Consider the following 20,134-nt stretch of genomic DNA (forward strand, 5'->3'; position numbering starts at 1 on the left):
CGTCATGCCACCGAGCCGGCTCCATCTGGGAGCCGGCGAGTCGTGGTCATTCACCGCCCTGCACAACCAACGGGCAGAGTTGCCATCGGAGATTTCATGAGTAGAAAAAAGCCTGCGGCGCCTCAGATTCTGACGCCTTCGCGTATCCGTGAGGGTATGCCCTTCCCGCTTGGCGCCACTTGGGATGGGTTGGGGGTCAATTTCGCGATTTTTTCCGCGAACGCCACTAAGGTTGAGTTGTGTCTGTTCGATGCCGATGGCGAAACCGAACTCGAGCGGATCGAGCTGCCGGAATACACCGACGAAATCTGGCACGGTTACCTGCCCGATGCCCATCCAGGGCAGATCTATGGCTACCGCGTGCATGGCCCTTATGCGCCGGATGCCGGACACCGCTTCAACCCGAATAAGTTGCTGATCGACCCCTATGCCAAGCAATTGGTCGGTGGGCTCAAATGGTCCGAGGCGCTGTTTGGTTACACCATTGGCCATGCCGACGCGGACCTGAGCTATGACGAGCGCGACAGTGCGCCCTTTGTGCCGAAGTCCAAGATCATCGACCCCGCTTTCACCTGGGGGCATGACCGCCCGGTACAGGTGCCCTGGGATCGCACGATCATCTACGAAACCCACGTGCGTGGGTTCACCATGCAGCACCCGGCAGTGCCCGAGGACATGCGCGGCACCTTTGGCGGATTCAAAACGCCGGAAGTGATCGACTACGTACGCAAGCTCGGCGTGTCCTCCATCGAGCTTCTGCCGATCCACGGCTTCGTGCAGGATCAACATCTGCTCGAAAAAGGGATGAGCAACTACTGGGGTTACAACAGCATCGCCTTCTTCGCACCGCACCCGAAATATTTGGCGAGCGGCAAGATCAGCGAATTCAAGGAAATGGTCGCCCACCTGCACAACGCGGATCTCGAGGTCATCCTCGACGTGGTCTACAACCACACCGCCGAGGGCAACGAGCTGGGCCCGACGCTTTCCATGCGCGGCATCGACAATGCCTCGTACTACCGGCTGATGCCCGACCAGAAGCGCTACTACATCAACGATTCCGGCACCGGCAACACGCTGGACATGAGTCACCCCTGTGTCCTGCAAATGGTGACCGACTCCCTGCGCTACTGGGCTGAAGAGATGCACGTCGATGGCTTCCGCTTCGACCTGGCGACCATCCTCGGCCGCGAGCACGACGGTTATGACGAACGCCACGGGTTCCTCGTCGCCTGCCGTCAGGACCCGGTGCTAGCCAAGACCAAACTTATCGCCGAGCCCTGGGACTGTGGCCCCGGCGGTTATCAGGTCGGTGGCTTCCCGCCCGGTTGGGCCGAATGGAACGACCAGTATCGCGACACCGTGCGGGCGTTCTGGAAAGGCGACGGCGATCAGCTGCCGGACTTTGCAGCGCGCCTGACCGGTTCTGGCGACCTGTTCAATCAGCGTGGCCGCCGCCCGTTCAGCTCGGTGAACTTCATCACTGCACATGACGGTTTCACCCTGAATGACCTCGTGTCGTACAACGACAAGCACAACGAGGCCAATGACGAAGACAACCGCGACGGCAGCAGCAATAACATCTCTTGGAACCATGGCACGGAAGGCCCGACCGACGACCCGGAGATCAACGAACTGCGCTTCCGGCAGATGCGTAACTTCTTCGGCACCCTGCTGTTCTCTCAGGGCACGCCGATGGTCGTCGCCGGTGACGAGTTCGCACGCACCCAGAACGGCAACAACAATGCGTACTGCCAGGACAGCGAAATCGGCTGGGTCAACTGGGATATCTCTGAGGATGGCCGCACGCTGCAGAGCTTCGTGCGCAAGCTGATCCGGTTGCGTCAGCGCTATCCGATGCTGCGACGTGGACGCTTTCTCGTTGGCGCCTATAACGAAGAGTTGGGTATCAAGGACGTCACCTGGCTGGCGCCACACGGCGTGGAAATGACCATTGAGCACTGGGAAGACGGCAACAATCGGTGCATGGGCATGCTGCTCGATGGTCGAGCGCAGCCGACCGGTATCCGCAAGGCCGGCTCGGACGCTACCCTGCTGCTGATCGTCAACTCCCATCACGACGTGGTCAATTTCGCGCTACCCGAGGTGCCTCAAGGCATCTACTGGAACCGCCTGATTGATACCAACAACCCCAACGCCCGGTCCGAGCGTTTCGACTTCAACAACGAATACGCCCTCACCGGCCGCTCGCTGTTGCTGTTCGAACTGATCAAGGAAGAGGAATGACGGGCGAGCAGGCACCGACCTGACAACAGTTGCGTTCAAAGCCCCGGTCTCCGGGGCTTTTTTTGTCTCTGAAGCACAACAACCGCGCCAGCACTCAACCGTTCGTTTGAACTCGACGTGCGGTATTGAACCCCGCCAAGCGACTCCAGTCCCAACCCACAGCGCGGCGTTCATGAACCTACGGATTTGTTCCTGCCAGTCGCGGGCAGAGTGTCCCTTCCGTGACGGATCACTTCTTTATGCATCTCATTCGGCTGCTCATTTCCTTCGTTCTGCTGACCTGCTGCTCCATTGTTGCCCTGCCCTCGCTTGCTGGCGGCACCATCAGCAATGCGACGCTGCCCGCCACCAAACCAGGCACCGTAAAGCTGTTCGTCAACCGTATCGGCTCGGGCAAAGCGATGGACGTGCGCAACGACACCGACGTTCCGGTCGAAGTCGTAGTGCGCCTGACGCACATGGTTAACGTCACCGGCGTTGGTAAAGGCGTGGTCCGCAAGACAGTGCCGGCACGGACCCGTATGCGCGTTGCCACGTTGCGCAAACGCCAACCCGGTTATCCGCTGATGTACCAGCACTCGTTCAGCTACTCGCTGATCTACTCACCTGAGCCGGGCAAAAAGGGTTCCGTTGGCGGTTATGCCTATGCCCTGCCCTGGAAAGGCGGCCCGTTCTCCATTTCGCAGGGCGCAGGCGGTGACTACAGCCACACCTCGCCCAAGGGCCGTTATGCGGTCGATATCGCCATGCCGGAGGGCACGCCCATCGTGGCCGCGCGTGCGGGAACGGTGTTGAAGGCGCGCGATGGGCAGCACGGGCGGATGCCCAACCCGGCCGGCAACTATGTGCGAATCCTGCACGACGACGGCACGCACAGCGCATACCTGCACCTGAGCCGCGGTTCAGTGAAGGTCAAGGCGGGGCAGCAGGTTAAAGTCGGCACGCTGCTTGGGCAGTCCGGCAATACCGGCCGTAGCACCGGCCCGCACCTGCATTTCGTCGTGCAAAAAGCTTATGGCGACTCGATGCTGTCGATTCCTTTCCGCTTTTCACAACCGGTCAGCACGCTGCCGAACTTCGCCAGCAACAACTGATCGCGATAGCGCTTCAGCGCTGCCAGACGAAATTGAACGTCTCGTCGGCTGACATGCGCTGCAGGTGGTCAGCCACAACGGCCTCCATCCGCGTCAGCTGTTCCTCGTCCATCGTCTGCAAGGTAGCGGTCAGGCTGTGTTCTCCAGCCGCCAGCGAGCACTGAGTCTCACCCAAGGTGATATGGCCATGTCGGTCATCGAAATCCACCTCGAACTTGTGGCTCCAGTGTTTGCAGAGCCTGCGGATCAGGCGGCTGGGGTCGGATGTTTGGATCTGTACGGCAGAGCTGAGCATATAGAGACCTCTTTGCTAAATGGACTGATTGATCAGTCAAACTGGTAGGCCGACAGCGTCGTATGCATGACGCGATCAGTGAATACCTTGCGTCCCGCCCCGTCCGCCGCCGCACCAGCCGCCACCATCAGCGGCAAAAGGTGCTCTTCGCCACGGGGCGGATGGCAGAGCCTCGCTGAAGGCGCCTGCTCCCATCCTTGCAGCAGCGCCTCACGATCCGAACTCGGTGCACTGACGGCATTGCTCAACCAGTGGTCGAACTCATCCGAAATCGGCGCGAAACGCGGATCGCCATAGCCACGCATGTTGTGAAAGCTCATGCCGCTGCCGACGATCAACACACCCTCATCACGCAGCGGGGCGATGGCGCGACCAATAGCGAGATGGGTCGCCGCGTCCAGATCGCGCTGCAGCGACAACTGCACCACCGGCACGTCTGCCTCGGCAAACATCAGCTTCAGTGGGATGAAGGTGCCGTGGTCGTAGCCGCGTCGCCCGTCCTCGCCCGCCGCAATGCCAGCCTCACCAAGCAAATCGACCAGCCGTGCCGCCAGCGATGGATCGCCTGGTGCCGGGTACTCCAAGGCGTAGGTGTGCGCGGGAAATCCGCTGTAGTCATAGATGAGCTCAGGTCGTGCGTTCGCCGTGACCATGACGCGGGACTCCAGCCAATGCCCGGAGATCAGCACGATCGCACGAGGGCGCTGCGGCAACGTTGCGGCGACAGATCTCAGAAAGGCAGCCATCGCATCCCATGCATCGGCTGGGTTCCATTCCATGAAGAAGCACGGCCCGGCACCGTGCGGCACGAACAGTGTGGGCATCCTCATATTGGCGTAGTTGTGCATCGCATCTTGATCCTGAGGGGGCGGACGCACAGTATGGATTACGGTTGTTTTGAGCTGAACAAGGCAATCTGAATCAACAGTTTCAACTGAGAGTAGGAGCTGCAATGCTCGACCGAATCACCGGAATGCGAGTGTTTGCCCGTGCAGCCAGTGCTGGCAGCCTGTCTGCCGCGGCGCGTCATATGGGCTTGTCACCGGCCATGGCGACCAAGCATGTGGATGCGCTGGAAGCACGCCTTGGGGTCAAGCTCTTTCACCGCAGCACCCGACGGCTAAGCCTAACAGCGGCGGGCAGCAGCTACCTCGAGGCGTGCCTGCGGATCCTCCCGGAAATCGACGAAGCCGAGGCCAGCGTCGCCTCACAGCGGGTCGAAGCCTCAGGCCTGCTGCGCATGAACGTGCCTCTGTCGTTCGGTACCCGTTTCATCGCGCCCTTGATGCCTGAGTTCAGTCAGCGCCACCCAGCGGTCAAAGTCGAACTGGGGCTGACCGACAGCCAGGTTGACCTGATCGATGGGCGCTGGGACATGGCCGTGCGAATTGGCCGCCTGACCGACAGCCCGTTGCAGGCCAGGCGCCTGACGGACTGCCGGATGCAGGTCTGCGCCTCGCCCGGCTATCTGGCCCGGCATGGCGTGCCGAAGCGAGTGAGCGATCTGTCGCAGCACAATTGCCTGGGTTACAGCCTGTCGAACTTGCTGGGCGGTCGAGAATGGGCATTCGGACCCGAGGGAGAATTCCGCGTACCGATTCAGGGAAACCTGGTGGCTAACAACGGCGCGGCGCTGGTGGCAGCCGCCGTGGGTGACCAAGGGCTGATCTACCAGCCGCAGTTCATCGTGGCGGCGGCCCTCAGCCGAGGTGAGCTGGAAGTCATCGAACTCGATCAGCCACCGCTGGGCCTCGGCGGGATCCATGTCGTCTACCCGCCAGACCGCCGCCCACCGGCCAAAGTGCGAGCCATGATCGACTATCTGGTCGAAGCGTTCGCGGGCGAGCTGCCATGGGAGCACCCGTTTCGTTGACCCGGCCGTGCCTTTCGCCTCGCCTCAGCACTCTTCCAACAGGCGGTAACTCCCGATACTGAGCGGCCCCGGCTGCGCTGCAGGGGAAAAAAAGATGAACCGGGCAAGCCGCTATCAGTCCGAATGAAGGGAGCAGATTGCGTAAGCAACGTGCCGTGGATCGCGCCGCCCGCACAGGCAGGCGCATGCCCAAGGACTCTTCAGCCCAGCTGCTCCAGCTCGGCTGATCTGCTGGATGTCACTCACCATTCATTCAGACCAATCGATGCCCGGCCAGGCGCGATTGGACCGTTTATGGAGACGCCCATGAAAGCTGTGGTCTATCACGATGTCGGCGACATACGCCTCGAAGACGTACCCGACCCCAAGATCGAAGCCCCGACCGACGCCATTGTGCGCATCACCGCCTCTGCCATTTGCGGGACGGATCTGCACTTCGTGCGCGGCACCTTCAGCGGCATGAAGCCCGGCACCATTCTTGGCCATGAGGGTGTCGGCATCGTTGAAGAGCTCGGCGAGGACGTGCGCAACCTGCAGATCGGCGACCGCGTGGTGATTCCCTCGACTATCGCCTGCGGCAACTGCTCGTACTGCCGCTCGGGCTATTTCGCCCAGTGCGACGTGGCCAATCCAAACGGCAAGGAAGCAGGCACTGCGTTCTACGGCGGCCCTGCGGCCACAGGCCCATTTCATGGACTGCAAGCCGAAAAGGCGCGCATTCCCTTCGCCAATATCGGGCTGGTGAAACTGCCGCCAGAGATCAGCGATGACCAGGCAATCTTGCTCTCGGACATTTTCCCGACCGGCTATTTCGGCGCGGAGATGGCCGAGATCGAAGCCGGCGACACAGTAGCGGTGTTCGGCTGCGGTCCGGTCGGCCAGTTCGCCATTGCCAGCGCCAAACTGCTGGGTGCCGGGCGCATCTTTGCCATCGATCAATACGACGACCGTCTGCGCATGGCCCAGCGTCAGGGGGCGGAGATCATTGACTTCAATCGAGAAGATCCGATCGAAACGCTCAAGCGTTTGACCGGCGGGATTGGCGTCGACCGCGTGATCGATGCGGTAGGCGTCGATGCGGAACACGGTTGCTGCGGCGGCAAACCTGCCGACGGCGCTAATGCCGACCAGAACGCCAAGTGGCAACCGGGCGATGCCCCATCCCAGGCGCTCGAATGGGGCGTGCAGTGTTTGGCCAAGGCCGGCACCTTGTCGATCATTGGCGTCTACCCACCGGATGCCACGACCTTTCCCATCGGCATGGCGATGAACAAGAACATCACCATGAACATGGGTAACTGCCACCACCGCAAATACATCCCCCGGCTGATCGAGATGATCCAGGCGCGGCGCATCGACCCGACGAAGATTCTCACCCAGGTCAAGCCGATGAGCGATGTCATCGCGGCATTCGAAGCGTTCGATCGGCGCGAAGGCGGTTGGATCAAGGTCGAGCTGAAGCCCCAACGAGAGGGCTCGAACGTACACGGCTCGGAGGAAACGCTGGTCGACGAGGCCGTCGCCGACACCTTTCCGGCCAGCGACCCGACCAGCATGCAGAACCCCCGTTAGGCCACAGGAGCAAGCGATGGCAGCCATCCATATAGGCATGTCCGGCTGGCGCTACGCACCCTGGCGAGGCGACTTCTATCCCAAGGGTCTCGTCCAGAAGAACGAGCTGAAGTTCGCCTCGCGCGCCGTGAGCAGCATCGAGATCAACGGCTCGTTCTACTCGCTGCAGAAGCCAGAGCTCTACGCCGGCTGGTATGACGAGACACCCAAGGGCTTCGTTTTCAGCGTCAAGGCGCCCCGCTACATCACCCATGTGCTGCGCCTTCGGGACGTCGAGAAGCCCATTGCCAACTTTCTCGCCTCCGGTGTTCTTGCGCTCAAGGACAAGCTCGGCCCGATGCTGTGGCAGTTCCCGCCATCGTTCAAGTTCGATCCCGAGCGTTTCGAAACCTTCCTCAGCTTGCTGCCGCATGACACGGCTGCGGCGTTGGAGATGGCAAAAGGCTGCGAACCACGCATGGAGGGGCGCAGTTATCTGCAGATTGACCGCAAACGCGCCCTTCGCCATGCGGTCGAAATACGTAATGAGAGCTTTGTCGATCCGGCGTTCGTAGCGCTTTTGCGCAAATACAAGGTTGCACTGGTTGTAGCCGACACGGCCGGTAAGTGGCCATACCGAGAGGATCTCACCAGTGATTTCGTCTACATCCGCCTTCACGGGGCCGAACAGCTCTACACCAGCGGCTACACCGATGATGCGCTGGATAACTGGGCCCAGCGCATAACCCGCTGGAGCAATGGCGGCCAGCCTGACGACGCTCATCTGATCAGCTCCAGCAAGCCTCCGGCGCGCAAGCATCGCGCCGTTTATTGCTATTTCGATAACGATGTAAAGGTCCGGGCGCCCTATGATGCGCGACAGCTGTTGCGCCGGCTCGGACTGGATAAAGACCTGGAAACCACTCCAGGCCAGTTGGAAGGAGCATTGGCGTGAATCTGGACAAGTCCCACCCCCTCGACAGCCGCGACCTAGACGCGCATATGTCCACGGCGGTCAGCACGGTCCGCCTGCTGACCGTAAACACCCATAAAGGCTTCACCGCACTTAACCGGCGGTTCATCCTGCCGGAGTTGCGCGAGGCAGTCAGGGCGGTATCGGCCGATATCGTGTTTCTGCAGGAAGTGCTCGGCACTCATGAAAAGCATGCCTTGCGCTTTCATGACTGGCCCAAGATGTCGCAGTACGAGTTCCTGGCTGACAGCATCTGGACCGATTTCGCCTATGGCCGCAACGCCGTCTACCCGGACGGCGATCACGGCAATGCCCTGCTCTCCAAATTTCCCATCACGCGTTACGAGAACCTCGACATTTCCATTGCTGGCCCTGAGCGTCGCGGCCTGTTGCACAGCGTGCTGCAGGTGCCGGGGCATGACGAGTTCCATGCTATCTGCGTGCACCTGGGCTTGCGCGAAGCGCATCGTCAGCAGCAATTGCGCCTGCTCTGCGACCTTCTCGACTCGCTGCCAGCCGATGCCCCAGTGGTGGTTGCCGGGGACTTCAACGACTGGCGACTCAAAGGTGCGCAGGTGCTGGATCGCTGCGCCGGTATGCACGAGGTTTTCGCGGTATCACAGGGCACGGTGGCGAAAACCTTCCCGGCGCGCTGGCCGATGCTGAGGCTGGACCGGATCTATGTGCGAAATGCCACGAGCCACAAACCGAGAATACTGGGTAACAAACCCTGGACACACTTGTCCGATCATCTGCCCTTGGCGGTGGAGATACACATATGAATTTTCACTGGAGAGACGGGAATCGTCTTCAGTTGCTTGAAAACGGCGAGGAATTCTTTCCCGCTGTATTCGAGGCCATCGCGGCCGCGGAAAAGGAAGTGCTGCTGGAAACCTTCATCTTTTTCAAAGACAAGGTTGGACAGGAGCTGCAACAGACACTGATCGCCGCAGCGGAGCGCGGCGTCAGTGTGGACGTGACCGTAGACGGTTATGGCTCGGCTGACCTGGATGGCGATTTTGCCGCGGCGATGGCGCGGGCCGGCGTACGCGTCCACGTATTCGATCCGGGCAAGCGGGTACTGGGCAAGCGTCTGAACGTGTTCCGCCGCATGCATCGCAAGATTGTCGTGGTGGATGGTGATCTGGCCTTCATCGGCGGCATCAACTTTTCCGCTGACCATCTCGGCGATTTTGGCCCAGCGGCCAAGCAGGATTACGCGCTTCGGGTCGAAGGCCCGGTCGTACACGATATCCACCGTTTCTCGCTCGCCAACATTTCGGCCACCTCTACGCATCGGCGCTGGTGGCATCGGCGATCACGGACCCAAAGCAACGGTTTTGTCGGCGTCAGCCGAGGAGAAGCCCGCGCCCTGTTCGTGACCCGCGACAACAACGACCACAGCAACGACATCGAGCAGCATTATCTGCAGGCGATCCGCGATGCTCGCTCACGCCTGCTGATCGCCAACGCTTATTTCTTCCCCGGTTACCGCGTGCTGCGGGAAATCCGAAACGCCGCACGGCGTGGCGTCAGGGTCCGTTTGATTCTGCAGGGCGAACCGGACATGCCGATTGCAAAATTCGGCGCGCGCATGCTCTACAACTATCTGATGAGCGACGGCGTGGAGATCCATGAATACTGCCGCCGGCCGTTGCATGGCAAGGTAGCGCTGGCCGACTACGAGTGGTCCACAGTGGGCTCGAGCAATCTCGATCCCCTGAGCCTGTCGCTCAACCTCGAGGCGAACCTGATCATTCGTGATCACAGCTTCAACCGCCAATTGCACGAGAACCTGGACCGACTGCTGCAACAGGACTGCCGCCGCATTCCGTTGGAGCGCATCATCCGTGGTTACTGGTGGCGAGCACCGCTGGCCTTCATCATTTTCCACTTCCTGCGTCACTTCCCTCAGTGGGTGGGCCTGTTGCCGGCGCATAAACCAAGGTTGCAGCTGCTCGATCCGGAGCCCCTGGAGCCCAGCCCAGCCCCCTTGCAGCGAGAACATCAATGACAGAGCGACACCACCAGCCACAGAGCGGGTGGCGCCGCCGATGGCCGCTGATCAAGCGGATCCTGACCTACTGCTTCTTCATTCTGGTCGCCGGGCTATTGATCGGGCTTGCCCGCAACGTCAACTGGAGTGAGGTCTATCAGACGCTGCGCAACTACAGCGCCAGGACGCTGTGGATGGCTGGCGCAGCCACCGCGGTGAGTTATGCGGTGTACTGCTGTTTCGACGTACTCGGCAAACGCTATGCCCAGCACGACATGCCAATCCGGCAAATCCTCCCGGTGACCTTTGTCTGCTACGCCTTCAACCTCAACCTGAGCGCCTGGGTCGGCGGAATCGCGCTGCGCTATCGGCTCTATTCGCGGTTTGGCCTGCGCACCTCGCAGATCACCCGTGTGTTCACCATGAGCGTGCTGACCAACTGGCTCGGCTATTTGTGGCTGGCGGGGCTGATCTTTTCCCTGGGCTGGATCACGCCGCCCGCTGACTGGGAGATCGGTCATACCGCATTGCGTGTACTGGGCGCTGGGCTGCTGCTGGTCTCGGCGGTCTATCTCTGGGCGTGCGGCTTCTCCAAACGGCGCCACTGGACTATCCGCAAGCACGAGATCTATTTGCCGAGCCTGCGCCTGGCTGTGGTCCAGATGCTGCTCGGCGCCAGCAACTGGGCTCTGATGGCGCTGGTGGTCTACTTCATGCTGTCGCAACAGGTGCCCTATCCCGTCGTGCTGGGCATTCTGATGATCAGCAGCGTAGCGGGCGTGATTGCCCACATACCGGCCGGGCTGGGGGTGATCGAAGCGGTGTTCGTGGCAATGCTCAGCGGCGGTGAACTCAGCCAGGCCAACATCGTGGCCGGGTTGATCGGCTACCGGGTGGTCTACTTCCTTATCCCGCTTATGTTCGCCACGATGGTTTACGTGGCGCTGGAACTACGGGCCAAGAAGCTGCGTTCTCGTGGCCAGGCGCAAACCGACGAAGACCCGCAGGAGGAGCACCCGTCTACAGCGACTTGATAATGACCCCAAGTTTGCCCTGCCCGCTGCCACCGCAAGCACCATAAACAAAAAAGCCGGAGCGATCATCGCTCCGGCTTTTTTGTACCGGCGTCTGGCATCAGGCGCCGGTCTGCAGCAGTTACACCTGGGGTCGAAGGATGATCACACCCAGCGGCGGCAGGCTCAGCGCCAGTGACACATCCTGACCATGAGCAGGAATCTGCTCGGCCAATATGCCGCCGCCGCCATTACCCACGTTGGAGCCGCCATAGCACTCGGCGTCACTGTTGAAGATTTCCTCCCAGCGGCTGTCGACGGGCACGCCAATGCGATAGTTCTCGCGAACGACCGGCGTGTAATTACCCACGATCAACAATGGATTGCCGCTGGAATCCATGCGCAGCCAGGCAAACACGCTGTTGGCGCGATCATCACCGATCAACCACTGGAAGCCGGCCGGATCGGAGTCGAGCTCATGCAGCGCAGGTTCCTTGCTGTACAGATGATTGAGATCGCGCACCAGATTCTGCGCGCCGCGGTGGTCGGGCTCTTCCAGCAGATGCCAATCAAGCTCGCGGTCATGGTTCCATTCACGCCACTGGCCGAACTCGCAGCCCATGAACAGCAGCTTCTTGCCGGGGTGCGTCCACATGAACGACAGATAAGCCCGCAGGTTGGCGAATTTCTGCCAGCGGTCGCCCGGCATCTTGTCGATCAGCGAGCCTTTACCGTGCACCACCTCATCGTGGGAAATCGGCAGGACGAAGTGTTCCGAGTAGGCGTAGACCATGCCGAAGGTGAACTTGTCATGGTGGTACTGACGGTTGATCGGGTCTTCTTCGATGTATTGGAGCGTGTCGTGCATCCAGCCCATGTTCCACTTGTAGGCAAAGCCGAGCCCGTCCTCGGACGTCGGCTTGCTCACGCCGGGGAATGCTGTGGACTCCTCAGCAATGACCAGCGCACCAGGGGTTTCAGTCGCCACGACATCATTCAGGTGACGCAGGAAGTCGATGGCTTCCAGATTCTCCCGGCCGCCATGACGGTTGGGAATCCACTCACCATCCTTGCGCGAGTAGTCGCGATAAAGCATCGAAGCCACTGCATCCACTCGCAGTGCGTCGACGTGGAATTCGCGCAGCCAGTGCAATGCCGAGGCAAGCATGAAGCCATGCACCTCGGTACGCCCCAGGTTGTAGATGTAGGTATCCCAGTCCTGATGGAAGCCCTCGAACGGGTGCGCGTACTCGTATAGCGCCGTGCCATCGAACTCGCCCAAACCATGAGCATCTGTCGGGAAGTGGGCCGGAACCCAGTCGAGAATCACACCGATACCGGCGGCGTGGCAGGCATCGATGAAGGCTGCGAAGTCGTGCGCTGATCCATAACGCGCGCTTGGCGCGAACTGGGACAGCAGCTGGTAACCCCAGGAGCCGCCGAAGGGGTGTTCCATGATGGGCATCAGTTCGATATGGGTGAAGCCCAGGTCGACCACATAGGGAATCAGCCGCTCGGCCAGTTCATGCCAGTCGTACAAGCGACCGTCGTCGCCGCCGTCGCGACGCCAGGAACCGGCGTGCAGCTCGTAAATGCTCATCGGTGCTTTCACCGACTGTTGCTTTGCTCGCTGCTCCAGCCAGGCCTCGTCTTTCCATTCGTATTCGAGCGGGTGCGAGACTACCGATGCAGTGCCTGGCGGCAGTTCGGTAGCCAGAGCAATCGGATCGGCCTTCAGTGGCAGGATCCCGTGCGGGCCGAGAATCTCGTATTTGTAGGCCTCGCCCGGCTGCAAACGCGGGATGAAGATTTCCCACACGCCTGACGGAAAGCGTAGGCGCATGGGGTGCCGACGCCCGTCCCAACCGTTGAAGCTGCCAACTACCGATACGCGGCGAGCATTAGGCGCCCACACTGCAAAGCGAACACCCTGAACGCCATCGACCTCCATGGGCTGAGCGCCGAATACGCGGCCGATTTCCCGATGGTTGCCCTCGGAAAACAGGTACATGTCCATTTCGCCGAGCTGGGGACCAAAGCTGAAAGGGTCTTCGGTGATCTGTTCGCCACTGGCCCAGCGAATCTTCAACAGATACGGCTGCTGATTGGTCAAGCGGGTGAAGAAAAAGCCGGGCACCTGGCCTTGCTCCATGGCCGCCAGCACCCTGCCGCCGCTGCGCTCAAGCACTTCGACGCCCAACGCATTGGGCAGGTAGGCGCGCACGACCAGCCCATCACCGTCCGGGTGCGGGCCAAGAATGGAAAACGGGTTGCCATGTTCGGCGCGCACCAGCGCGTCGACATCAGCATCGGTTGGTAGCAGGTTTTCACCGGGCATTGTCACGGCCGGACGATCATTCATTGGGAACCTCCATCGGAAATCTGTTGTGCCAGCGTCGCCAGTCCCTGAAGCGGGACGGTCAGCCAAGCCGGGCGGTTCTCTGCTTCATAAGCTACTTCATACGCGGTCTTTTCCAGACTGAACAGGGCCAGAGCCGCATCAGCGCCGGCCGCGTCCTTCCAGGCATGTGGCAACTCGGCGGTCGCCTCGCGATAAGCTTCCAGGAAGACCGCACGTGCGCTTTGTTGATAGGTATCGGAAATGGTGCGGCGAGCCTGGTCGGCAACTTCCGAGCTGTCGCTCGACTGGGCGTTACGCAGCGTCATGGCGGTGGCATATTCAAAGGAGCGCAGGACACCGGCGACGTCCTTGAACGGGCTCAGCTTGCTGCGTCGCTCCTCAAGCGAGCGTGCGGGCTCACCCTCGAAGTCGATGAAGTAGGCATCACCCTGCGCAACCAGAATCTGGCCAAGGTGCAGGTCACCATGCACGCGCGTCCGCAGCCCACCCAGCGTGCGGTTGGCCAGCCGCTTGACCTCGGCCAACAGCTGCTTGCGCTGGTCAAGGAGCTGATCGACCTGAGCGGTAGTTTTACGATCCAGATCGCCACGGCGAGCCTGCAGCAGGTCAAGCGCATGTTCGACCTGGCCGGAAATCAACTGCGTCCATTCCTTGGCATCAGAAGCCGTGGTCGGCTCGGCGGCAAAGGCCTGGTTGTCGGTCTGCACCGCCAAGGTCATGTGCATTTCGCCAAGACGCTGCCCAAGCAGCCGGTTGAAGGCTTCCAGCTCCTCCAGTGCACTGAACTGGTTTTCATGCAGCGAAACGCCGCCAGCGATCTGGTCGCGCACCGCCCGATCCAACGTGTTCAGCGTCCACTCCCAGGCGTCGCCCTGGTTGTCGAGGAAGCGCTGCACGACCATCAGGGCATATTGCTCACCGTTTTTGTCGAAGCGGCTCACCTGCCCCAGCATCGCAGAAATATGGGTAAAGCCCTGTTCGGTAAGGAAGCTGCCCATCTCCAGTTCCGGGTGCATCCCGGCCGAAACGCGGCGCAAGACCTTGATCATCATGCAGCTGCCGATGATTGCCGAGCTGTTGGACTGTTCCGCAGTGAGGTAGCGCACTTCCGCCTCGGCTGGCAATTCGATTTCTGCGAGCTGCGCCATGGGCTGGAAACGTATCTCGCCTTCGCCGCACGGCAGCACCTGCTCCTCGCGCAGCCCCTGGATGACGCCGAGTACGAACTGCTTGAGCGCGAAGGCATCAGTTAGGAGGCCCACTTGCGGCCCGCGACGAACCCGCGCCATTGCCAGTTGCTGTGGCAGCGCGATATCGAAGTCACCTTCGTCAAGGAAGCCCAATGGCAACTGATAACGGTCGCTGCGTCCGCCTGCATCGACCGCCACCTCACTCAACAACACGGGGCGTTGCGGGTCGCCGAACGGCACGCTGTAGCAAATCTTGATCGAGTTGATCGTCGCGTCCTTGCTGGCGAACCAGCGACGCTTGGGCAGGTATGCCGGCAGCGATTCGGTTTCCAGAATCCGTTTGTTGGCCGCATTGAGCGTATCCAGGCGCTTGAGCACCAACGTTTGAAAATCAGGCATGGTTTCCACCGGTTCTTGGTGCCAGCTCGGCATCTGGTGACTGGTTGCCAGCTGGAACCAGTAAAAGCCGTAGGGAGGTAGAGTCAGCAGATACGGCAGTTGGCCGATCGGCGGGAAGGCACTGCCGCCGACCATTTCCACCGGCACCATTCCGGCGTAATGCGACAGCTCCAGCTCTGCGGCCTGTGCCGAACGCGAGACGTTGGCGACGCAGAAGATCACTTCCGTCTCGCCGGTTGCCGTCGTGAACTCGCGGATATAGGCAAGAATGCGACGGTTGCTCGGCGCCAGCATCTTCAGGGTGCCACGGCCGAATGCCTTGAACTGCTTACGGATGGAAAGCAGCCGTCGCGTCCAGTTGAGCAGTGAATGGGGGTCGCGCTGCTGAGCCTCGACGTTGATCGCCTGATAGCCGTAGAGCGGGTCCATGATCGGCGGCAGCACCAGGCTGGGCGGGTCGGCGCGGGAAAAGCCGCCGTTGCGGTCGACCGACCACTGCATCGGCGTGCGCACACCGTCGCGGTCACCGAGGAAGATGTTGTCGCCCATGCCGATTTCATCGCCGTAATAGATCACCGGCGTACCGGGCATCGAAAGCAACAGGCTGTTGAGCAGCTCGATCCTGCGGCGGTCCCGTTCCAGCAGTGGCGCCAGGCGACGTCGGATGCCGAGGTTGATTCGCGCGCGCTTGTCGGAGGCGTAGTAATTCCAGAGGTAATCGCGCTCCTTGTCGGTCACCATTTCCAGCGTCAGCTCGTCATGGTTGCGCAGGAAGATCGCCCACTGGCAGTTCTCGGGAATGTCCGGTGTTTGCCGGAGAATGTCGGTAATCGGGAAACGGTCTTCCTGGGCAAGCGCCATGTACATGCGCGGCATCAACGGGAAATGGAAGGCCATGTGGCATTCGTCGCCGAGCCCGCCATCCTCGCCGCCGAAGTACAGCTGCGTGTCTTCCGGCCATTGATTGGCTTCGGCCAGCAGCATGCGGTCGGGGTAGTTGGCGTCGATCTCGGCGCGGATCTTCTTCAGCACCACATGGGTTTCGGGCAGGTTCTCGTTGTTGGTGCCGTCGCGTTCCACCAGGTAGGGAATCGCGTCCAGACGCAGTCCGTCGATCCCCAGATCCAGCCAGTAGCGCATCACGCTGAGAACCGCCTTCATCACCTGCGGGTTGTCGAAGTTGAGGTCCGGCTGGTGAGAATAGAAGCGGTGCCAGAAGTACTGCTGTGCCACCGGGTCCCAGGTCCAGTTCGATACTTCGGTATCCAGGAAGATGATCCGCGTGCCGTCGTATTTCTCGTCAGTGTCGGACCACACGTAAAAGTCACGCGCAGCGGAGCCCTTCTTCGCCTTGCGCGCACGCTGAAACCACGGATGCTGGTCGGAAGTGTGGTTGATGACCAGTTCGGTGATCACCCGCAGGCCACGCTTGTGAGCCTCAGCAATGAAGCGCTTGGCATCAGCCATGGTGCCGTAATCCGAATGCACGCCACGGTATTCAGCAATGTCATAACCGTCGTCGCGACGCGGCGATGGGTAGAACGGCAGTAGCCAGATGGTGTTCACGCCGAGGTCGGCTATGTAGTCGAGCTTGTCGATCAAGCCCTGAAAGTCGCCGACGCCGTCGTTGTTCGAATCGAAGAAGGATTTCAGGTGGACCTGATAGACCACCGCATCCTTGTACCAAAGAGGGTCCTTGATAAAGGCAGCAGGTTTGCGCGCTCTGGCCATGGTCTCGTTCCTTTCATCTGCCTCCTGACTGGCCCACACATGTGGCCAGCCGAGGCGGAAAAGTAAGCCAGCTAGTCTATAAACGAGATGAGCTAATGTTTATAAACAACTGATAAATAGCGTTTTTATACCCTTCTTAATAAATCACTTTAAGTCAGGGTCCATGGCATCCGAACTGATGCGCCAAATGCCAAACGGCAAGTGCCAGGGCTCAATCCGCATAAACTGAGTCTTGCCGTACCAAGTCCAGCGATGCCCGTTCATAAGGTCTTCGCCTCGGGTCTCGGCATTGTCCGGGAGCCCCATCTCCCACAGCGGCAGCTCGAAATGCGCTTCCTGGGCGTTATGTGGGTCAAGGCTGACCGCAACCAGGATGAAGTTCTTCAGATCCGGCGTGCGTTTGCCGAAGAACAGGATGTTGTCGTTGTAGGCCGTGTATGCCTTGAACCCCAGATGGGTCTGCAGGGCCGGGTTCTGCCTGCGGATTCGATTGAGCTGGGCAATCTCGGCGACGATGTTGCCCGGTGCGTGATAGTCCCGTACCCGTATCTGGTACTTCTCCGAATCCAGGTACTCCTCCTTGCCTGGAATCGCCGCCGACTCACACAGTTCAAACCCCGAGTACATGCCCCACAGCCCGGAGCCCATGGTCGCCAGCGCCGCGCGGATCAGGAACCCGGCGCGCCCGGAGTCGTGCAAGAAAAACGGATTGATGTCCGGTGTGTTGACGAAGAAGTTAGGCCGGTAGCAATCGCGCAGCGGATGCTCGTTGAGCTCGGTGAGGTATTCGCTGAGCTCCGCTTTGTTGTTGCGCCAGGTGAAGTAGGTGTAGCTCTGGTTGAAGCCAGCCTTGCCCAAGCGCGCCATCATCGCCGGCTTGGTGAAAGCCTCGGAAAGGAACATGACATCCGGGTCTCGCTCGCGGATATCGGCAATCATCCACTCCCAGAATGGCAGCGGTTTGGTGTGCGGATTATCGACGCGGAAGATCTTCACGCCCTGCTCCACCCAGTGCCAGATCACATCGCGCAGGGCGATCCACAGATCGGGCATGGCGTCTTCGGCGTAAAAATCGACGTTGACGATGTCCTGGTACTTTTTCGGCGGGTTCTCCGCATAGCGGATGGTCCCGTCCGGTCGCCAGGAGAACCAGCCCGGATGCTCGTTGAGCCACGGGTGATCCTGCGAACACTGAATCGCGAAATCGAGTGCGATTTCCAGACCGTGCTCTCGGGCCGCAGCGACCAGTGCGCGGAAATCGTCAAGCGTACCCAGCTCCGGGTGAACAGCATCGTGCCCACCGGCTTCGCTGCCGATTGCATACGGGCTGCCTGGATCATCCGGACCGGCATGCAGGGTGTTGTTCGGGCCTTTGCGGTGCTGCCGGCCGATAGGGTGAATCGGCGTGAAATAGAGCACGTCGAAGCCCATGTCGCGGATCGACGGCAAACGCTTGTGTACGTCGTGGAAGGTACCGTGACGGTTGGGGTCATCGGTTTCAGAGCGGGGGAACAACTCGTACCAGCTGGCAAACAGTGCAAGCGGTCGCTCGACCTCCACCGGGTATACATCGCTCTGGCTGCAATGCTCACGTGGGTCTGCATCAGCCATCGCCGCGGCAGTTTCACTGGCCAGCATCACCGAGACGCGCTCGTCGTCCAGGTGCGCCACGCTCAGGCGGTGCAGCAGGTCATCAAGGATGGCCTTGGTTTCGCCCTGCGCGCGCTGGCTGGCGCGCTCAAGCAACAGCCGTCCTTCTTCCAGCTCGAGTTGCACCGGAACGCCGGCGGTGTGCTTCTTCGACAGCTCGTAACGGTAGGTCTCGTAAATATCCCACCAGGCTTCGATCATGAACTCGTGTGATGCGACCTGGGTTGGGGTGAACTGCCCCTCCCAGCTGTCGTTGCCGATCAACTTGAGCCGTGCGCGGCGCCAGGTGGTTTCGTCCTTGGTCCGCCAGCAGATCGTCGCAGCGAGCTGATCGTGCCCATCGGCGAAGATCTTGCTCGTGACGTTGATCGGGTGGCCAATGGTTGCCTTTGCGGCAAATCGCCCCCCTTCAAGGACGGGTTGGGTAGATTCAATGGCGATGCGCGGCATCCGCAAGGCCTGTTCAAGTCGGGGGTGAATCACCGGATGGGGCTTTGCATCGGTCATCGAACGGGGCTCCTAGGCGAAATGACAGCGAAACGGCAAAACCTCCCCGCTCGTGATTGGCAATCGAGCGGGACTGGCTATACCGGCGGAAAACCCTTCATGCGGGCTTTCTCGGGCTCTGTTCTTTCCGAACCAAAGGAGGCGTGAAAAGTTCAGCAAGAAGGCCGCTACCGCTTGTCACAGACAGCGCTGCGGTTGTTTTATGGCAAACGCCGGACAGAACGGCAGGGGTGTGAGTGCATTGCTCCAGTAGGAGCCAGTTTGCTGGCAATCCGAAGCGCATTTGATGTGGGGCTGCCCCAAAGGTGCCCGTCTGAGACATACGCCTGGTGCGCTAGTCACCACCGACGATCAGCAACGGGTTGTACCCGCTACGGCCGTATTCGCCCTGTTCGGCCAGCAGCATATCGAGCGCAAGGCTGGCAATGTCGTCTGCTACCGGGTCAGCGCGCCCGTGCTCCTCGCGCAACATGACCTTGAGATAGCTGTGACATTCGCCGCACGACTCCGCCTGAACCGGCATAGCCGGCTTGCCTTGCTCGTTATCCAACGTCAGGTACAGCAGCTTCGCGCCGCTGTCACAGACACTGCACTTGAGTCGCTCCAGATGCCACTCAGTAGCGCACAGCGAGCAATGCAGATAACGCACGCCTGCGCGGTGACGTTCGTTGTGAATGACGCTGGCGACCGGTGGGGAACCGCAGCACGGGCACAGCCCTTTCGCTTCGCCCACGGGTTTTTCGGGGGGCCGAGGCAACGCCATCGCCAGCCTCATCCAACTGATCTGCAGGGCGGCGGCGACCAGTGGCAGTAACGGGCGGCTTGTTTCATCACCGGGTCGGGCCTCGAGAACGTCGTCCGCCAACGCATCGAGCTGCTCACGCGAGGATTCCCGGAGTCTCTTGAGCAACGATCGTTGAATCTCGCCTATGTGAAGCTCCATCGCATCAAGCATCGACAGCAGGTCTTCATGCCAGGGCACGTCACGCTTCAAGGCCTGAAAGCCGAGTGGCGGCAGCCCATGCTTCAACGCTTGATCGAATGCGTCCTCAGCCGGACGCCAACCTGCTTCACGCTCAATCAGTACCTGGTGCTGGGCTTGCACCAAGCGCGCCATGAAGGCGAGAAACTCATCCAGCGGTGGAACCTGCTGGACGAGTTCCCGCAGCCTCGTCGCGCGCTTGCTGAACACTTTGGCGTCCGGCAACACCACATTTGGCGCCTCCATAATTCCCGATGGCGCACTTCCAAAA

General features: G+C 60.6%; 14 protein-coding genes. 8 read left to right on the forward strand and 6 right to left on the reverse strand.

Annotation, left to right across the window (positions count from 1 at the left end):
* The first annotated feature begins 96 nt into the window (after positions 1 to 96).
* Both glgX and CXK96_RS04355 read left to right on the forward strand, forming a co-directional pair.
* Entirely contained in the window at positions 97 to 2,247 is a 2,151-nt protein-coding gene (glgX, locus tag CXK96_RS04350) for a glycogen debranching protein GlgX (RefSeq protein ID WP_102835266.1), read from the forward strand.
* A 239-nt stretch (positions 2,248 to 2,486) separates the two neighbouring features.
* Complete coding sequence (locus CXK96_RS04355) at positions 2,487 to 3,341, forward strand: M23 family metallopeptidase (protein ID WP_102835267.1); 855 nt, start codon at positions 2,487 to 2,489, stop codon at positions 3,339 to 3,341.
* A 13-nt stretch (positions 3,342 to 3,354) separates the two neighbouring features.
* On the opposite strand, the gene CXK96_RS04360 is transcribed toward CXK96_RS04355, so the two are convergent.
* Both CXK96_RS04360 and CXK96_RS04365 read right to left on the reverse strand, forming a co-directional pair.
* Positions 3,355 to 3,636, reverse strand: coding sequence for a DUF2218 domain-containing protein (locus CXK96_RS04360; RefSeq protein ID WP_102835268.1), 282 nt, complete (start codon positions 3,634 to 3,636; stop codon positions 3,355 to 3,357).
* Between the two features lie 32 nt (positions 3,637 to 3,668).
* A complete protein-coding gene (locus tag CXK96_RS04365; RefSeq protein WP_102835269.1) occupies positions 3,669 to 4,484 on the reverse strand; it encodes a DODA-type extradiol aromatic ring-opening family dioxygenase in 816 nt (271 codons plus the stop codon).
* Positions 4,485 to 4,588: 104 nt separating this feature from the next.
* On the opposite strand from CXK96_RS04365, the gene CXK96_RS04370 reads away from it, so the two are divergent.
* The 6 genes from CXK96_RS04370 (at position 4,589) to CXK96_RS04395 (ending at position 11,063) form a co-directional block, all read left to right on the forward strand.
* Entirely contained in the window at positions 4,589 to 5,509 is a 921-nt protein-coding gene (locus tag CXK96_RS04370; RefSeq protein WP_102835270.1) for a LysR family transcriptional regulator, read from the forward strand.
* A gap of 306 nt (positions 5,510 to 5,815) precedes the next feature.
* On the forward strand, positions 5,816 to 7,081 hold the full coding sequence (locus CXK96_RS04375; RefSeq protein WP_102835271.1) for a zinc-dependent alcohol dehydrogenase: 1,266 nt from the start codon (positions 5,816 to 5,818) through the stop codon (positions 7,079 to 7,081).
* 16 nt (positions 7,082 to 7,097) lie between these two features.
* Positions 7,098 to 8,015, forward strand: coding sequence for a DUF72 domain-containing protein (locus CXK96_RS04380; protein ID WP_102835272.1), 918 nt, complete (start codon positions 7,098 to 7,100; stop codon positions 8,013 to 8,015).
* The gene (locus CXK96_RS04385) at positions 8,012 to 8,815 is read left to right on the forward strand and encodes an endonuclease/exonuclease/phosphatase family protein (protein WP_102835273.1); all 804 of its coding nucleotides are present in this window, start codon (positions 8,012 to 8,014) and stop codon (positions 8,813 to 8,815) included. Before CXK96_RS04380 ends, CXK96_RS04385 begins: the two co-directional genes overlap by 4 nt.
* Entirely contained in the window at positions 8,812 to 10,047 is a 1,236-nt protein-coding gene (gene clsB, locus CXK96_RS04390; RefSeq protein ID WP_102835274.1) for a cardiolipin synthase ClsB, read from the forward strand. Before CXK96_RS04385 ends, clsB begins: the two co-directional genes overlap by 4 nt.
* Positions 10,044 to 11,063, forward strand: coding sequence for a lysylphosphatidylglycerol synthase domain-containing protein (locus CXK96_RS04395; protein ID WP_102835275.1), 1,020 nt, complete (start codon positions 10,044 to 10,046; stop codon positions 11,061 to 11,063). The genes clsB and CXK96_RS04395 overlap by 4 nt, the downstream gene beginning before the upstream one ends.
* A 121-nt stretch (positions 11,064 to 11,184) precedes the next feature.
* Here the strand turns inward: CXK96_RS04395 and glgB are convergent, their stop codons facing one another.
* From glgB to fdhE, 4 genes are all read right to left on the reverse strand, one after another.
* Entirely contained in the window at positions 11,185 to 13,404 is a 2,220-nt protein-coding gene (gene glgB / locus CXK96_RS04400; protein ID WP_102835276.1) for a 1,4-alpha-glucan branching protein GlgB, read from the reverse strand.
* Positions 13,401 to 16,724, reverse strand: coding sequence for a maltose alpha-D-glucosyltransferase (gene treS, locus CXK96_RS04405; RefSeq protein WP_102835277.1), 3,324 nt, complete (start codon positions 16,722 to 16,724; stop codon positions 13,401 to 13,403). Before treS ends, glgB begins: the two co-directional genes overlap by 4 nt.
* Positions 16,725 to 16,868: 144 nt before the next feature.
* The gene (locus CXK96_RS04410) at positions 16,869 to 18,881 is read right to left on the reverse strand and encodes an alpha-1,4-glucan--maltose-1-phosphate maltosyltransferase (protein WP_102835278.1); all 2,013 of its coding nucleotides are present in this window, start codon (positions 18,879 to 18,881) and stop codon (positions 16,869 to 16,871) included.
* Positions 18,882 to 19,215: 334 nt separating this feature from the next.
* Positions 19,216 to 20,109, reverse strand: a complete 894-nt coding sequence (gene fdhE / locus CXK96_RS04415) for a formate dehydrogenase accessory protein FdhE (RefSeq protein WP_102835279.1) — start codon at positions 20,107 to 20,109, stop codon at positions 19,216 to 19,218.
* Between the last annotated feature and the right edge of the window lie 25 nt (positions 20,110 to 20,134).

This window comes from Stutzerimonas stutzeri (assembly GCF_002890895.1).
Taxonomy (GTDB): domain Bacteria; phylum Pseudomonadota; class Gammaproteobacteria; order Pseudomonadales; family Pseudomonadaceae; genus Stutzerimonas; species Stutzerimonas stutzeri_AB.

Coding starts and splice junctions, on each gene's coding strand:
- treS (WP_102835277.1), bottom strand. CDS start 16,724: ATGGCCAGAGCGCGCAAACCTGCTGCCTTTATCAAGGACCCTCTTTGG.
- CXK96_RS04355 (WP_102835267.1), top strand. CDS start 2,487: ATGCATCTCATTCGGCTGCTCATTTCCTTCGTTCTGCTGACCTGCTGC.
- glgX (WP_102835266.1), top strand. CDS start 97: ATGAGTAGAAAAAAGCCTGCGGCGCCTCAGATTCTGACGCCTTCGCGT.
- CXK96_RS04375 (WP_102835271.1), top strand. CDS start 5,816: ATGAAAGCTGTGGTCTATCACGATGTCGGCGACATACGCCTCGAAGAC.
- CXK96_RS04365 (WP_102835269.1), bottom strand. CDS start 4,484: ATGCACAACTACGCCAATATGAGGATGCCCACACTGTTCGTGCCGCAC.
- CXK96_RS04410 (WP_102835278.1), bottom strand. CDS start 18,881: ATGACCGATGCAAAGCCCCATCCGGTGATTCACCCCCGACTTGAACAG.
- clsB (WP_102835274.1), top strand. CDS start 8,812: ATGAATTTTCACTGGAGAGACGGGAATCGTCTTCAGTTGCTTGAAAAC.
- CXK96_RS04395 (WP_102835275.1), top strand. CDS start 10,044: ATGACAGAGCGACACCACCAGCCACAGAGCGGGTGGCGCCGCCGATGG.
- CXK96_RS04370 (WP_102835270.1), top strand. CDS start 4,589: ATGCTCGACCGAATCACCGGAATGCGAGTGTTTGCCCGTGCAGCCAGT.
- fdhE (WP_102835279.1), bottom strand. CDS start 20,109: ATGGAGGCGCCAAATGTGGTGTTGCCGGACGCCAAAGTGTTCAGCAAG.
- CXK96_RS04360 (WP_102835268.1), bottom strand. CDS start 3,636: ATGCTCAGCTCTGCCGTACAGATCCAAACATCCGACCCCAGCCGCCTG.
- glgB (WP_102835276.1), bottom strand. CDS start 13,404: ATGAATGATCGTCCGGCCGTGACAATGCCCGGTGAAAACCTGCTACCA.
- CXK96_RS04380 (WP_102835272.1), top strand. CDS start 7,098: ATGGCAGCCATCCATATAGGCATGTCCGGCTGGCGCTACGCACCCTGG.